We start from the raw sequence: 12,299 nt of genomic DNA, 5'->3' as shown, positions 1-12,299 counted from the left end.
ACGCTGCTTTATTACTGACGTGCCTCGATTCGCGCTCTAATTCCGTTAAGGTCATACCCAGCATTAGCGGCCTTATCGATAATCGCTTGGGCTTCCTGTCTTGACCCTTCTGCCATTCCCCATAGCATGGTGCAGCGAGTGCCGGTGCGACAAAAAGCGAAGATTGGGGTTTGCGCAGAGGCTAGGAATTGATCAAATGCCTCAACATCTTGGTCGCTGATGTTGCCAGAGATAACGGGCTGAGAGACGTAGGTTAACCCTAGCTTCTGACACTCCGCTTCAATCAGTGCTAAATCAGGTTGATCCTCACTCTCGCCGTTTGGTCGGTTGCAAATGACGGTTTTAAAGCCTGCATCAGCAATGGACTTAATATCTTCAATCGCTACTTGAGGTGACACGCTGATTGAATCGGTGAGTTTTCTTACATCCATGAAATGTTTCCTTAATCAGAAAAGGTCTACCGGAATTTTTAGGTAGCGCTGCCCGTTATCTTCAGCCGGTGGCAGGTGACCAGCACGCATATTGACTTGAACCGACGGCAGAATCAGGCGAGGCATATCAAGTGTTGCATCACGTGATTCACGCATTTGAATAAAGTCAGCCTGATCATGCTCTACGCTGACGTGAATATTGTGCTGGCGCTCTTCACCGATGGTGGTTTCAAATTGGTACTCATCACGACCAGGTGCCTTGTAGTCATGACACATAAAGACACGGGTCTCATCCGGTAGGGTGAATAGCTTCTGAATCGACTGGTAGAGGGTTGTTGCATCGCCCCCAGGAAAATCGCAACGCGCGGTTCCGTAGTCAGGCATGAATAAGGTGTCACCCACAAACAGAGCGTCACCGATTAAATAGCTCATACAAGCAGGGGTGTGTCCGGGTGTGTGGATCGCTTTTGCAGCGATTGAGCCGATATTGAATGACTCATCATCCTTGAATAGATGATCAAACTGGCTGCCATCACGCTCAAATTCTGTGCCGGCATTAAAAGCCTTTCCGAAAACATCTTGTACCACAGTGATGTGATCACCAATGGCTAGGGTGCCGCCCAGTTGATCCTTTAAGTAGGGTGCTGCAGATAGGTGATCGGCATGAACGTGAGTTTCAAGAATCCATTTGGTCTGCAGCCCCTCTTCTTTTATGTAGGTGATGATTTGATCGGCTGATACTCGATCAGTTTTACCTGACGCGTAATCGAAATCGAGAACGGAATCGATAATTGCACACTCTTTCGTTTCAGAGTCTGAAACAACGTGGCTGAAGGTAAAGGTGGGTTCATCAAAGAAGGTTTTAACGATAGGCTGCATTGGATGCTCCATCTAGCTTTTAAGGTGCAATTAACGGTCTGTCTAGACTTTAGTTATATGCTTATAGCTTAAGATAAGTATCGTACTCTTAATTTGCGAATTGTCAATTACGACGGGGGATGTAAAGGGGATTTATTCGAAGGTGTAGAGTCTAAGAATTAAAATGAATTCAACAGCTCTAAAACAAGTGATTGATCGGTTGCTGACATCTTGTCGACCTTGAATGATTCGCTAATCTCAGTGATCAATTGAGCTAGATTCAGTTTTGCATCTTGGCTATGAAGTAGATCGATATGCCCCCTGATATAGGAGATCGCAAACAGCTGATCAGGGTTGTCCAGTGAGACGGTTTCAAGCTCTAACAGTTGATCGGATAGGGTCTTTAAATCAATCATAAAATTCCACGGATTTTAAGTTAAGAAGGTGCTCTTTGCCGTCTGCATCGATTCGGATTAAACGTATGGTGAGGTAGTCGAGCTCTTTTGCCATCCAGATAAGAGTCGTATGCTGTTGGCCGGCTCGAACCAGTTGCAATTTTTCACATAGAAAAGTTCCTGCAGGGGTTTTCAGTAACTCTTCGCCAAGCCTATTAAACTGATAATTTTTTATCTGCCCACCATCAGCGATTCTATAGTCAAGTTGTTGCCGCCCTGACTTTAAATCTTCTCTGAGTTGAAGCTGGTAACTGAGCCTATCTTGAACTGCACTCTCCCAAGGTTGATTCCAGGGGTCCCCATTGACCAGTGTCGTAATTCGGCCTCCAGCCTCATCAAAGTCAATTGAGATAGAGCGTGAGCGACCAAACAGACTGCGCTCGTAGTTGTATAAGAGCGGTGACCACTCACCATGACTGAATTTGAGCTCGCTGGTTTCTCTCTGCTTGGCCATAAACGCTGAGGCTCTGTTGGTAAATCGCCAGGTTCCTGTGGAGGTTTTAACGAGCTCTCGTGTCGCAGTCACTGGAACATCAATTAAAAGATCGATGTTGGCACTGTAAGAGGCTTTAAAAGGGGTAGGTTGAGCAAAGGATGGGCCGATAAGAAGTATCGATAACAGTGCTACCCAACTTCTCATCTTCCCATTAATCCTCATTTACACTCGGTAAAGGTAGCCTGTTTCACCCAAAGGTGATCCGTCTAGAAAGACTCGGTTGTTCTCTAGAGTGATGCGTTCAGAGGCAAACCAAGAGACTGCAAGTGGGTAGATTTTATGCTCTAGCTGATGCACTTTTTGGATCAATGAATCAACAGTGTCGCCTTGCTCGATGTAGGTAGCAGCCTGAATGATGGCAGCTCCGCCGTCCAGCTCTTCTGAGACAAAGTGCACAGTACAGCCATGCTCTGTATCGCCAGCCTCCAATGCTCTCTGATGGGTGTTGGTGCCTTTATATTTAGGCAGAAGAGAGGGGTGGATGTTAAGAAGTCGACCGCTGAAGTGCTGAACAAATTCGTCTGTCAAGATCCGCATGAAGCCAGCCAATACCACGAGGTCCGCTTGCCATGCATCGATCTGCTCCATCAGTGCACTATCAAACGCAAGGCGTGAATCGAAATGGGTATGATCAACCACAGCTGTCTCTATACCGGCTTTTTTAGCGCGCTCTAAACCATAGGCTCTCTCTCTGTTTGAGAGCACGCCAACAACACGGCAGTGCTGGTCGTTGGCGGTAGCATCTATGATGGCTTGTAGATTCGATCCCGACCCTGAGATTAGAACTACAATGTTCTTCATAGTTAGTGGCTCATACCTGCCAGCTCAACTTGCTCGTCGCCCGCTGAAGCGTTTGCGATTGAACCGATCAGCCAAGCCTCTTCGCCAGCTGCAGACAGGATCTCAATGGCCTTATCAGCTTCACTGCCAGGAACACAGATCACCATGCCAACGCCACAGTTAAGGGTGCGGTACATCTCTGTTTGATCAACGTTGCCGCCGGCTTGAATCCAACGGAATACTTCTGGAATCTCCCAGCTATTGGTATCGATCACCGCTTTTGCGCTCTCAGGAAGTACGCGTGGGATGTTCTCTAGAAGGCCACCGCCGGTGATGTGAGACAGAGCGTTAACCTGTACCTTCGAGATCAGCTCAAGAACCGATTTAACGTAGATGCGAGTAGGTTCCATCAGTGCATCTGCGAGCGTACCCTTACCCATTGGTTGGTTTAGGTCAGCGTTAGACACTTCAAGAATTTTACGAATCAGTGAGTAACCGTTTGAGTGAGGACCCGATGAACCCAGTGCGATTAGAGCGTCACCAGCTTGTACTTTAGTACCATCAATGATCTCTGATTTCTCGACAACGCCAGTACAGAAGCCGGCTAGATCGTAATCGTCGCCTTCGTACATGCCTGGCATTTCGGCTGTTTCACCACCAACCAGTGCGGCACCGGCCAGTTCACACCCTTTACCAATACCGGATACAACGTCTGCTGCCATATCGACATTCAGTTTGCCTGTTGCGTAGTAGTCAAGGAAGAATAGAGGCTCTGCACCAGCAACGACTAGGTCATTAACACACATAGCCACCAAGTCGATACCGATGGTGTCATGACGGCCAAGATCCATGGCCAACTTCAGTTTAGTACCGACACCGTCGGTGCCGGAGACCAGTACTGGCTGGCGGTAACCCTCCGGGATTTCACACAGAGCACCAAAGCCACCCAAACCACCCATCACTTCTGGACGGGCTGTGCGTTTAGCAACACCTTTTATTTTCTCGACAAGGGCGTTACCTGCATCGATATCGACTCCAGCATCTTTGTAGCTGATTGAAGGGGTATTGGTATTGCTAGACATCTGTGTTTAACCTCAGGGGTGAAAGCGAATTTAATAGGTTGTGAATTCTATCAGTTTGCGCACCGCTGAGCTATTGTGTGTTACAGTTCTTAGCAAATTTAGCGATGATTTTTTCTTAGGTTTTTTGATGTCTCGCCATTTAATGAAAATCAAGGTTCTAGCTCTAGCTTCAGCTCTACTGACTTGCTCAGTGAGTGCGGTGGCTAAAGATCTACTATTGTGGCCAGTTGATGGGCGCGAATCGCCGGTTAAAGCTGAGCAGGAGAGTGCTCGTTGGGTGCAATTCTTGGTCGAAAAAGGTCGATCTGAATCTATCTCAGTCGCACTGCCCAGTGAATTTGGCGTCGGGCCACTCTTCTACCCTCAACTGGTTCAGGGCAAAGCCATTGATGAAACACTTCAACGCAGTGCGGCCGGCACCGGAAATGGTGCTGCAGTGCTCGTGCAATTGAACGAGGGTGGTATCAATTGGCGATTTATTAAAGAGGGTGTAGGTCAAAATCTTCGTACTTCCGTGACCAGCGATGGGCTTGCCTTGGGTGTGAGTTGGCTAAAAATGCAACTGGATTTAGAGGCGGGTCCGGCCATTGATGAGCGCTCCACCGCTGATGAAATAGTCGAGCAGCCCAATGCTAACACCGCAGACGTAGAATCGATTAAACCGGAAAGGGTTGAGGCTCCAACGGCTCAGGTAGATCAGGTTGCGCCTCCGGTTATCTCGGCTGTTGAAACCGCTGCGCCCGTTTTACCCACACAGAGCTCTGCGATTGTTTCCAGTAACTATCAACACACTGGTCATGAGATCAGCGTGACAGGTCTGGATGATCTCTCTTCACTGTTACGAGTGACAGGTAAACTACGTGAGACAGAGGGTGTTAAATTTTTGTATGTGTCACAGATGAACGACGTTGAAATCCGTTTAGTGGTGGGTTCTGATCTCGGGCTTGCCGAACTGAGTGCTCTATTGGTTGAGCAATCTTGGTTAGAGGAGACGGGTATTGATGCTTACCAGTACAAACCCTTTCAGCTGGAAGAGCCAGCAACCCTTGAAGCCTTATTAGAGCCTTTGTCTACTGATAGTGATGCTACTCTTGTGCCTGAGGCAGAAATCACTCCATCAATTGAAGAAGTGATCGAATAATGCAGCAGCGTTGGTTTATTCTCTCAGTTCTAATTGTTATCACAATCCTTCTATATCTATTGGCACCGGTATTAAGTCCCTTTGTTGCGGGTGCTCTATTGGCATACATATCAGACCCTATTGCTGATCGATTAGAGGCAAAAGGCATGGGTCGAACCCCGGCCGTCATTGTTGTATTTACCTCCTTAGCCTTGGTTCTGGTGGGTGCATTACTGCTGCTGATACCACAGTTGTCACATCAAATTCAGATTGTCGCTCAGCGAATTCCAGTAGTTATCGAACTGGTTAACAACGAGTTGATCCCTCTGATTGAAGCTAACTTAGGTCTGTCCATTGCTAAACCGGATCTGGCTCAAATTACAGCCGTGTTGGCTCAACACTGGCAGAGTACCGGTTCAATCGCGACCGCTCTTATATCCTCTATTACACAGTCTGGATTGGCTATCGCTGCTTGGTTAGCCAATCTGGTATTGATTCCAGTCGTCACTTTCTATCTGTTGAGAGATTGGGACACGATGGTCGCAAACATCGCTGAGTTGTTGCCAAGAAATCTAGAACCTAAGGTCTCTATCTGGGCAAAAGAGTGTGATTTTGTCCTCGGTGCTTTCATGAAAGGGCAGTTAGTGGTCATGCTGGTGTTGGGTGTTATCTATGCGATAGGCCTGGCACTTCTCGGGGTAGATCTTGCTCTGCTGTTAGGATTGATTGCAGGGTTGGCGAGTATCGTTCCTTACCTTGGCGTGATCATTGGCATTCTCTCCTCTTCGGTTGCGGCCTATGTTCAGTTCCAAGATCCGACCATTCTTCTGGGTGTAGCAGCGGTCTTTATGGTCGGCCAACTGCTGGAAGGTATGGTCCTGACCCCGAAACTCGTCGGTGATCAGATCGGTCTTCATCCGGTTACGGTCATTTTTGCGATTATGGCGGGTGGTCAGCTGTTTGGCTTCATTGGTGTGTTGTTGGCGCTGCCGGTGGCGGCTATTATTCGCGTGTTATTGTCACATCTTCACAGTGGCTATAAACAGAGTTCGCTTTACCATCACGCAGTTGATCAGGATGAACCGTCAGTCTGATGTCTCTCTCATCACAGAATACTCCTCAGCAACTCCCTTTAGGTGTTCAGCTTCGCAGTGACGCTAAGCTATCTCGTTTTGTTCAGTCCCAACAGAGTGCATTAATACCAGCGTTAAAGGGTTTGATTAATAGACAAGAGAATCAGTCCCAAGAGTCTTTTGTCTATCTATACGGTCGTGAGAATACCGGTAAGAGCTATCTTCTTCAGGCGCTCTGTAACGAGGCAGAGCTTCTCGGTATTTCGGCGATCTATCTACCACTGAGTCAAACCGATGAATTGTCGGTGGAGATGCTTGAAGGGTTGGAGCATTTTCAGCTGGTCTGTTTGGATGATGTGGGTGCTGTGATAGGAGATTCAGCTTGGCAAGAGGCGCTTTTTCATCTATTCAATCGCATTCGAGACATTGGCCACTCATTGTTGATCAGTGGTGTGGATTCCCCCGCAAACAGCCAAATTGAGCTTCCAGACCTTCGTTCACGCTTGGCTTGGGGGCTGGCTTTCAAGCTGGAGGCTCTCTCGGATGAGCAGAAACGGGAAGCGATTCAGCAAGAGGCTGCCGCTAGAGGCTTGGTGTTGGCTGATGAGGTCGCACAGTATCTATTGAATCATGGTGAGCGAGACCTTTCGAAACAGTATGAATACCTGGATCAGTTGGATCGAGCCTCTTTGCAGGCGCAACGAAAACTGACCATCCCCTTTGCTAAACAGGTGTTGGGTTGGCTGTGACGCTGCAACGCCTTTTTGATCACCCCGATTTTATGGCCATCTACAAGCCGATAGGCGTTGGGATGCACTCTGAGTCAGGAGAGTTGGGTCTTCAATTGCTTGCTGAACAACAGTTTGGGTTAAAGCTTTGGATGGTGCACCGGTTAGATAAGGTGACATCGGGCGTGCTTCTGTTCGCTAAACATGCCGAAGCAGCCGCGCAGCTATCAAACCTGTTCAGTGAACAGTCGATTCAAAAAACTTATCTCGCCCTAAGCCAATCGAAGCCGAAACGAAAGCAGGGTCGCATCAAAGGTGATATGGCAGCGGCGCGGAATGGAAGTTATAAGCTGCTCAAAACTCAGTCTAACCCTGCTATTACTGACTTCTTTTCACTCTCTATTGAGCCGGGTTTACGTCTCTTCGTCTGTCGACCTAAAACCGGTAAGACGCACCAGATTCGAGTCGCCCTGAAAAGTGAAGGTGCGGCAATACTCGGTGACCAGCGATATGGCCAGCCCTCTGATCGTACCTACCTGCATGCTTGGCGTATCGCATTTCAGTACCAAAAAGAGGCTTTTCAGATAGAGGCAGCCCCTCTAGAAGGTGAGTGGTTCAACAAAAACACTTTTATCGACAAGCTGAAGCAACTTGAAAATGGCAACTATTGGCCAGAACATTGGCTTAAGAACCAGAATTAATGAGACAAAAGTTATGAGTGATGATCGAGTCATTAGAGATTTTACACTGCGCAGCAAAGAGGATCGTGAAGAGCTGCTACTGCATACCTGGTGCGACCATTGTCAGAAAGTGGATCTGGGTATGAGTGATCCTGTTGAGTACGAACTGCACGGTATTATCTTTCTGGAAGGGAAATGCCAGATGTGTGGAGAGGTTGTTCTGACTGAGATTACAGACGATGAATTCTGATTACCTTGATCGATTCGCAGGTATTGGGCGCCTCTATGGCACTGATTCACTCGAAAAGTTTCACAAGGCTCATGTTGCCGTTGTCGGTTTAGGTGGCGTTGGCTCCTGGGTGGTAGAGGCGCTTGCCCGGAGTGGTATCGGTGAGCTTAGCCTCATTGATCTAGATGAAATTTGTGTCTCAAACACGAATCGCCAGATGCATGCGGTTAGCTCAAATTTAGGTGCCTCAAAAGTTCAGGTGATGGCGGATCGTGCGCGCGAGATTAATCCCGATTTAATTATTCACGAGCATGAGTGTTTTGCGACGCAAGATAATCTTGCCGACCTGTTGGTTGAGCCGATTGATTATGTCGTCGATGCCATTGATAGTGCCGGTGTTAAAGCAGCAATGATTGCGTACTGCCGTCGCCGCAAGATTCCGATCGTTACTACCGGCGGGGCTGGTGGGCTCATTGATCCGCTTAAAATCGAAGTAGCTGATCTAAGTAAAACTCAGCACGATGCGCTGGCCGCTAAGGTTCGTTCAATATTGAAACGCCATTTCGGGTTCAGTCGAAGCGGTAAACGATTTGGTGTCGAGTGTGTCTTCTCGCAGGAGCAGGCTAGGTATCCACAGTTGGATGGATCTGTCTGTGCAACAAAAAACTTTGGTGAGAGTGATGTGCGTTTAGACTGTTCTGGAGGCTTAGGAGCAGTTACTTCAGTCACGGCTGCGTTCGCAAATGTTGCAGTAAGCCGAGTGTTGATCAAGATGAGTGAGCGAGTCGCCCGAGAGAGAAAACAGGCCGATCAGAGCTGAGTCTGACCGGCCAAAGAGCAATATGCTTTGGAGGCTTAAGCAGCCTGAGTTAGACGTGCTAGCGCTGATTCACGAGTTGTGCGAAGTTCGCTAACAAAAACACGGCTTAGACGTTTGCTTGTAGTGTCAACCAACTCAGCCAGTGCTTGGCTGCGAAGTGCTTGAGCTTCTTTGATTGCTGCTTCTAGATCTACAGTTGCGTATGTGTAAGGCATGTTCATTTCCTCTAATTCGTTTCGCTGTTCAATTTGTGATCATACTAAAGGTGTATAAGCCTCTCGACAAACGATCCTTTTTTGATTTATTGTTGAGTTAAATTCACTTACAGGAATCTTCTATGCGACGCTTACCACCACTTAATGCTCTTCGTGTGTTCGATGCTGCTGCCCGCCATGGTAGCTTTAACCGCGCCAGTGAAGAGCTTTGTGTCACGCCATCGGCGGTTAGCCATCAGTTGAAGTCACTTGAAGAGTTTTTAGGTGTCGAGCTTTTTAAACGTGAGAAGCGAACCATTTCGTTGACGGCTGCAGGGGAGCGTTATTTACCCTCGGTGCAGATAGCCTTAGACGAACTGGAGCAGGCGACACGCAGATTGGTTGCAGCGCCTAATACCAACGTGGTGAAGGTGAGCATCGCGCCAGCCTTCTTAACACGTTGGTTGGTACCACGCATCACGCGTTTTCAAGAGCGCTTTCCTGAAGTTGAGCTTCGAGTTGAATCTTCGATTGAGTACATCGACTTTGATAACTCCGAGACTGATATGGCTGTCTATTATGGTACTGGCCATTGGAAAGGAATCGAGTCGCATATGATGCGTAATATCTTTCTGACACCCGTCATGAGTCCCAAACTCCTTGAGGGTAAAGATCCACTCAACACACCCAAAGACATGCTAAACCACACTTTGATTAATGTCTCAGGTCGTAGTCATGAGTGGACAAAGCTGCTCCAAGAACAGGGGATCTCCATCACTGAGATAAACAAAACCATCTCCTTCTCCAGCACCTCGTTGGCGGTATCGGCGGCATCAGAGGGGATCGGTATAGCACTGGCTGATACAGCTCTGTTGGGCCGAGAGCTAGAGAGCGGTCGTTTAATCGCGCCCTTTGATATCAGTTTGGATAGCCATAACGCTTTCTATCTTGTCTACCGTAAGAATCATGGGCTTACGCCTGCAATGATGGCGTTCCGCGACTGGATTCTGGAAGAGATGCAAGCGGATATCGATGCCGCTAACGTTGGAAACTAGTTTCAATGCAGCGTATTAAGCCACTCCTGACGGCGTTGTTAATCATTCTGCCGCTGGGCGTCAGTGTCTATCTTTTGCAATCGGTGTTAAATGGCTTTTTAGAGCGAGATCCCATAACAACGGATTGCGATGTTAATTTGGAGACCTGCCTAATTGAACTCCCGTCCGATAGCGAGGAGAGCAGGGTGCTGAGCCTCAGCATGAATCCCAAACCGGCTAAATCGCTGGTACCTCTGACATTCAGCTTTACAGTCGATGGGCAGCAGCCTGCGAGTGCTTGGCTCGATCTGCAAGGGACCACTGAATATATGGGCATCAACCAGACTCCTATTAAATTCAATGGTGGGAGTTGGTCGGGAGTCACCGAGCTTTCAGTCTGTACGACGGGGTTAATGGTCTGGAAGGCTCGCTTGATCATTACCGAACAAGATGGCGAGAGTTATCCCGTCGATTTCTTTTTTGAGGCAGAGTGATTTTTCTGTTGGAGCCATATCGAAGATGTGGCGATCTTTTCGGTGACAGGCCTTCAGCCTGTCATCCGCTAGTAGGCTTTACTACCTTTCTGGAAGACGTTGAGAGAGTGGATGTCAGGCTAAAGCCAGACACCGGTGAATTACTCTTAACCGTGAAAAATCATCGTACTCACTCTCGATCGGACGTGGACGATTGGCACGAGACTCGAGTTCGGCACTGTTGGAGCGGTCTAGAAAAGGCCGCGAAGGAATAGGTGCGTGGGGGAACAGTGGTGTCAGACCAGAGGTCAGACACCGGAGTATCAAACTTGCTACGCAGCTTCGGGTCTGACCTCTGGTCTGAGCCAACTTTCTCAGCATTTTCCAGATTGTCTGATAAATTCTACCAGCGGATGACAGGCTGAGAGCCTGTCACCGGCACCATTGCTCACACAAAGAAGAAGGCTAGCCGACGACAGTCGGTTAGAGGTGTGGCAAGGCCCTAGTTTTCTAGACAACTGCTAGCTTTTCTAAATACTGTTTTTCATACTGAACTGGAGATAGCCCATCATTGTTGCCATGGCGACGTTTCGGGTTATAAAACAGCTCGATGTAATTAAAGATATCAGCTCTTGCATCGTTGCGAGTTTGATAGATTTTTCGTTTGATCCTCTCGGCTTTCAGATTAGAGAAAAAGCTCTCAGCAACCGCGTTATCGTGACAGTTACCACGTCGACTCATGCTGGCTTCGAGCTTATGGTCTTTTAAGAACGACCGCCAGTCGCTACTTGTATACTGAACACCTTGGTCTGAGTGAATAAGTACATTTTCGGCTGGTTGCCTGCGCCATATAGCCATCATCAGAGCATCAATGACCAGCTCTGAGCGCGGGTTATTCTTCATACTCCATCCGATGACTTGTCGGTTAAATAGATCTAAGACAATCGCCAGATACAACCAGCCTTCATGTGTTCTGATATAGGTAAAATCAGTGACCCATGCCTTGTCAGGAGCGTCCACTTCGAACTCGCGTGCAAGAGTGTTTGGAACAACGAGGTTCAAGTCACCTCCGCTAAAACCTCTGTGCTTCTTGTAACCCCGTTGTGAGCGAACATCGTTCTGACGCATGATCCGATAAACTCTGTTCTTTCCAACGCTTTCGCGATCGTCTTTTAGATCTTTAGTGATGTTTCTGTAGCCATAAGAAAAGCCACTCTCCGCCCAGAACTGCTTAATCTTTTGCAGAAGCCTCTTATCCTCTTTGGCCCGCTTAGATTCAGGTTGCTTAAGCCAGGCATAGAATCCGCTACGATTAACTTTAAGCACGCGACACATCGCTGAAACAGAGAACTTCTTGAGTCGTGACTTTATGAACGCGTATCTTTCCTTGACTCGGCTGCAAAGAACGCGGCGGCCTCCTTTAAGATATCTCGCTCTTCGGTGACTCGCCTTAGTTCCGCTTTGAGCTTCCTGAGCTCTTCTTGCTGATCATTGATCGTATGATGCTGTGAACTCGTCGATCCATACTTCTTGACCCAATTGCGTAATGTGGGCTCCGAAACTCCAAGTCGACTAGCAACTTCACACAATTTGTAATTGCGATCAGTGACCTGTTTAGTCGCTTCGATCTTGAACTCTTCGGTGTAACGTTTTGCACTCATGGATGATCACCTCTTGTTAGGCGTTATTCTAACGCTAACAGGTGTCTACAATACTAGGGCCTTGCCAGTGTTTTTGCTTTTAAACCTTTATGCCATAAAAAAGCCCCGCATTGCGGGGCTAAAAAGGAATCTTCAATCGATGAAAAATGAAGAAAACGAACACAAGGGATTTGTTCGTTACCTAA

At 47.9% G+C, this 12,299-nt stretch carries 16 protein-coding genes; 8 read left to right on the top strand and 8 right to left on the bottom strand.

All coding sequences use genetic code 11. From position 1 onward, the window contains the following. Positions 1 to 11: 11 nt before the first annotated feature. The 6 genes from XMG59_RS01795 to purM all read right to left on the bottom strand — a co-directional run bounded on the left by XMG59_RS01795 (position 12) and on the right by purM (position 4,102). Positions 12 to 431: a TIGR01244 family sulfur transferase gene (locus XMG59_RS01795; protein WP_173483163.1), complete on the bottom strand. Its 420-nt coding sequence runs from the start codon at positions 429 to 431 to the stop codon at positions 12 to 14. 15 nt (positions 432 to 446) lie between these two features. Continuing rightward, a complete protein-coding gene (locus tag XMG59_RS01790; protein WP_173483162.1) occupies positions 447 to 1,310 on the bottom strand; it encodes an MBL fold metallo-hydrolase in 864 nt (287 codons plus the stop codon). A 158-nt stretch (positions 1,311 to 1,468) separates the two neighbouring features. After that, a complete protein-coding gene (locus tag XMG59_RS01785) occupies positions 1,469 to 1,705 on the bottom strand; it encodes a YfcL family protein (protein WP_173498112.1) in 237 nt (78 codons plus the stop codon). Next, on the bottom strand, positions 1,698 to 2,384 hold the full coding sequence (locus tag XMG59_RS01780) for a DUF3108 domain-containing protein (RefSeq protein ID WP_173498111.1): 687 nt from the start codon (positions 2,382 to 2,384) through the stop codon (positions 1,698 to 1,700). The genes XMG59_RS01785 and XMG59_RS01780 overlap by 8 nt, the downstream gene beginning before the upstream one ends. Before the next feature lie 18 nt (positions 2,385 to 2,402). Then, positions 2,403 to 3,041 (bottom strand): phosphoribosylglycinamide formyltransferase, encoded by a 639-nt coding sequence (gene purN, locus XMG59_RS01775; protein WP_173498110.1) that lies wholly within the window; start codon positions 3,039 to 3,041, stop codon positions 2,403 to 2,405. A 2-nt stretch (positions 3,042 to 3,043) separates the two neighbouring features. Next, on the bottom strand, positions 3,044 to 4,102 hold the full coding sequence (gene purM, locus XMG59_RS01770) for a phosphoribosylformylglycinamidine cyclo-ligase (protein WP_173498109.1): 1,059 nt from the start codon (positions 4,100 to 4,102) through the stop codon (positions 3,044 to 3,046). Positions 4,103 to 4,229: 127 nt separating this feature from the next. Here purM and XMG59_RS01765 point away from each other — a divergent pair, with 127 nt between their 5' ends. The 6 genes from XMG59_RS01765 to tcdA are packed head-to-tail and all read left to right on the top strand — an operon-like array spanning position 4,230 to position 8,752. After that, positions 4,230 to 5,243: a hypothetical protein gene (locus XMG59_RS01765; RefSeq protein ID WP_173481542.1), complete on the top strand. Its 1,014-nt coding sequence runs from the start codon at positions 4,230 to 4,232 to the stop codon at positions 5,241 to 5,243. Then, positions 5,243 to 6,316 (top strand): AI-2E family transporter, encoded by a 1,074-nt coding sequence (locus XMG59_RS01760; RefSeq protein ID WP_173481541.1) that lies wholly within the window; start codon positions 5,243 to 5,245, stop codon positions 6,314 to 6,316. Before XMG59_RS01765 ends, XMG59_RS01760 begins: the two co-directional genes overlap by 1 nt. Beyond that, positions 6,316 to 7,044 (top strand): DnaA regulatory inactivator Hda, encoded by a 729-nt coding sequence (hda, locus tag XMG59_RS01755; protein ID WP_173484274.1) that lies wholly within the window; start codon positions 6,316 to 6,318, stop codon positions 7,042 to 7,044. Before XMG59_RS01760 ends, hda begins: the two co-directional genes overlap by 1 nt. After that, positions 7,041 to 7,724, top strand: coding sequence for a TIGR01621 family pseudouridine synthase (locus tag XMG59_RS01750; protein WP_173498108.1), 684 nt, complete (start codon positions 7,041 to 7,043; stop codon positions 7,722 to 7,724). The genes hda and XMG59_RS01750 overlap by 4 nt, the downstream gene beginning before the upstream one ends. Before the next feature lie 13 nt (positions 7,725 to 7,737). Further along, the gene (locus XMG59_RS01745) at positions 7,738 to 7,953 is read left to right on the top strand and encodes a hypothetical protein (RefSeq protein WP_173481538.1); all 216 of its coding nucleotides are present in this window, start codon (positions 7,738 to 7,740) and stop codon (positions 7,951 to 7,953) included. Then, positions 7,943 to 8,752: a tRNA cyclic N6-threonylcarbamoyladenosine(37) synthase TcdA gene (tcdA, locus tag XMG59_RS01740; protein WP_173481537.1), complete on the top strand. Its 810-nt coding sequence runs from the start codon at positions 7,943 to 7,945 to the stop codon at positions 8,750 to 8,752. Before XMG59_RS01745 ends, tcdA begins: the two co-directional genes overlap by 11 nt. A gap of 35 nt (positions 8,753 to 8,787) precedes the next feature. On the opposite strand, the gene XMG59_RS01735 is transcribed toward tcdA, so the two are convergent. Then, on the bottom strand, positions 8,788 to 8,967 hold the full coding sequence (locus XMG59_RS01735) for an RSP_7527 family protein (RefSeq protein WP_173481536.1): 180 nt from the start codon (positions 8,965 to 8,967) through the stop codon (positions 8,788 to 8,790). A gap of 122 nt (positions 8,968 to 9,089) precedes the next feature. Between XMG59_RS01735 and gcvA the strand changes: the two genes are divergently transcribed. Then, positions 9,090 to 10,001: a transcriptional regulator GcvA gene (gene gcvA / locus XMG59_RS01730; protein WP_173481535.1), complete on the top strand. Its 912-nt coding sequence runs from the start codon at positions 9,090 to 9,092 to the stop codon at positions 9,999 to 10,001. A gap of 5 nt (positions 10,002 to 10,006) precedes the next feature. Next, a complete protein-coding gene (locus tag XMG59_RS01725; protein ID WP_173498107.1) occupies positions 10,007 to 10,474 on the top strand; it encodes a hypothetical protein in 468 nt (155 codons plus the stop codon). A 489-nt stretch (positions 10,475 to 10,963) separates the two neighbouring features. Here the strand turns inward: XMG59_RS01725 and XMG59_RS01720 are convergent. Continuing rightward, positions 10,964 to 12,114 (bottom strand): IS3 family transposase gene (locus tag XMG59_RS01720; RefSeq protein WP_371743711.1). Its coding sequence is split into 2 segments (ribosomal slippage): positions 10,964 to 11,880 and positions 11,880 to 12,114, totalling 1,152 coding nucleotides; the frame shifts between segments, so codons are not numbered across the junction. Positions 12,115 to 12,299: the final 185 nt, after the last annotated feature.

Origin of the sequence: Marinobacterium sp. xm-g-59, from assembly GCF_013283315.1 — a bacterium.
Classification (GTDB): Bacteria; Pseudomonadota; Gammaproteobacteria; order Pseudomonadales; family Balneatricaceae; genus Marinobacterium_E.
This window is presented reverse-complemented; position numbering and strand designations above follow the sequence as displayed.

Bases quoted from the DNA above. Each gene is read 5' to 3' on its own strand.
- XMG59_RS01795 (WP_173483163.1), bottom strand. From the start codon at position 431: ATGGATGTAAGAAAACTCACCGATTCAATCAGCGTGTCACCTCAAGTA.
- XMG59_RS01790 (WP_173483162.1), bottom strand. From the start codon at position 1,310: ATGCAGCCTATCGTTAAAACCTTCTTTGATGAACCCACCTTTACCTTC.
- XMG59_RS01785 (WP_173498112.1), bottom strand. From the start codon at position 1,705: ATGATTGATTTAAAGACCCTATCCGATCAACTGTTAGAGCTTGAAACC.
- XMG59_RS01780 (WP_173498111.1), bottom strand. From the start codon at position 2,384: ATGAGAAGTTGGGTAGCACTGTTATCGATACTTCTTATCGGCCCATCC.
- purN (WP_173498110.1), bottom strand. From the start codon at position 3,041: ATGAAGAACATTGTAGTTCTAATCTCAGGGTCGGGATCGAATCTACAA.
- purM (WP_173498109.1), bottom strand. From the start codon at position 4,102: ATGTCTAGCAATACCAATACCCCTTCAATCAGCTACAAAGATGCTGGA.
- XMG59_RS01765 (WP_173481542.1), top strand. From the start codon at position 4,230: ATGTCTCGCCATTTAATGAAAATCAAGGTTCTAGCTCTAGCTTCAGCT.
- XMG59_RS01760 (WP_173481541.1), top strand. From the start codon at position 5,243: ATGCAGCAGCGTTGGTTTATTCTCTCAGTTCTAATTGTTATCACAATC.
- hda (WP_173484274.1), top strand. From the start codon at position 6,316: ATGTCTCTCTCATCACAGAATACTCCTCAGCAACTCCCTTTAGGTGTT.
- XMG59_RS01745 (WP_173481538.1), top strand. From the start codon at position 7,738: ATGAGTGATGATCGAGTCATTAGAGATTTTACACTGCGCAGCAAAGAG.
- tcdA (WP_173481537.1), top strand. From the start codon at position 7,943: ATGAATTCTGATTACCTTGATCGATTCGCAGGTATTGGGCGCCTCTAT.
- XMG59_RS01735 (WP_173481536.1), bottom strand. From the start codon at position 8,967: ATGCCTTACACATACGCAACTGTAGATCTAGAAGCAGCAATCAAAGAA.
- gcvA (WP_173481535.1), top strand. From the start codon at position 9,090: ATGCGACGCTTACCACCACTTAATGCTCTTCGTGTGTTCGATGCTGCT.
- XMG59_RS01725 (WP_173498107.1), top strand. From the start codon at position 10,007: ATGCAGCGTATTAAGCCACTCCTGACGGCGTTGTTAATCATTCTGCCG.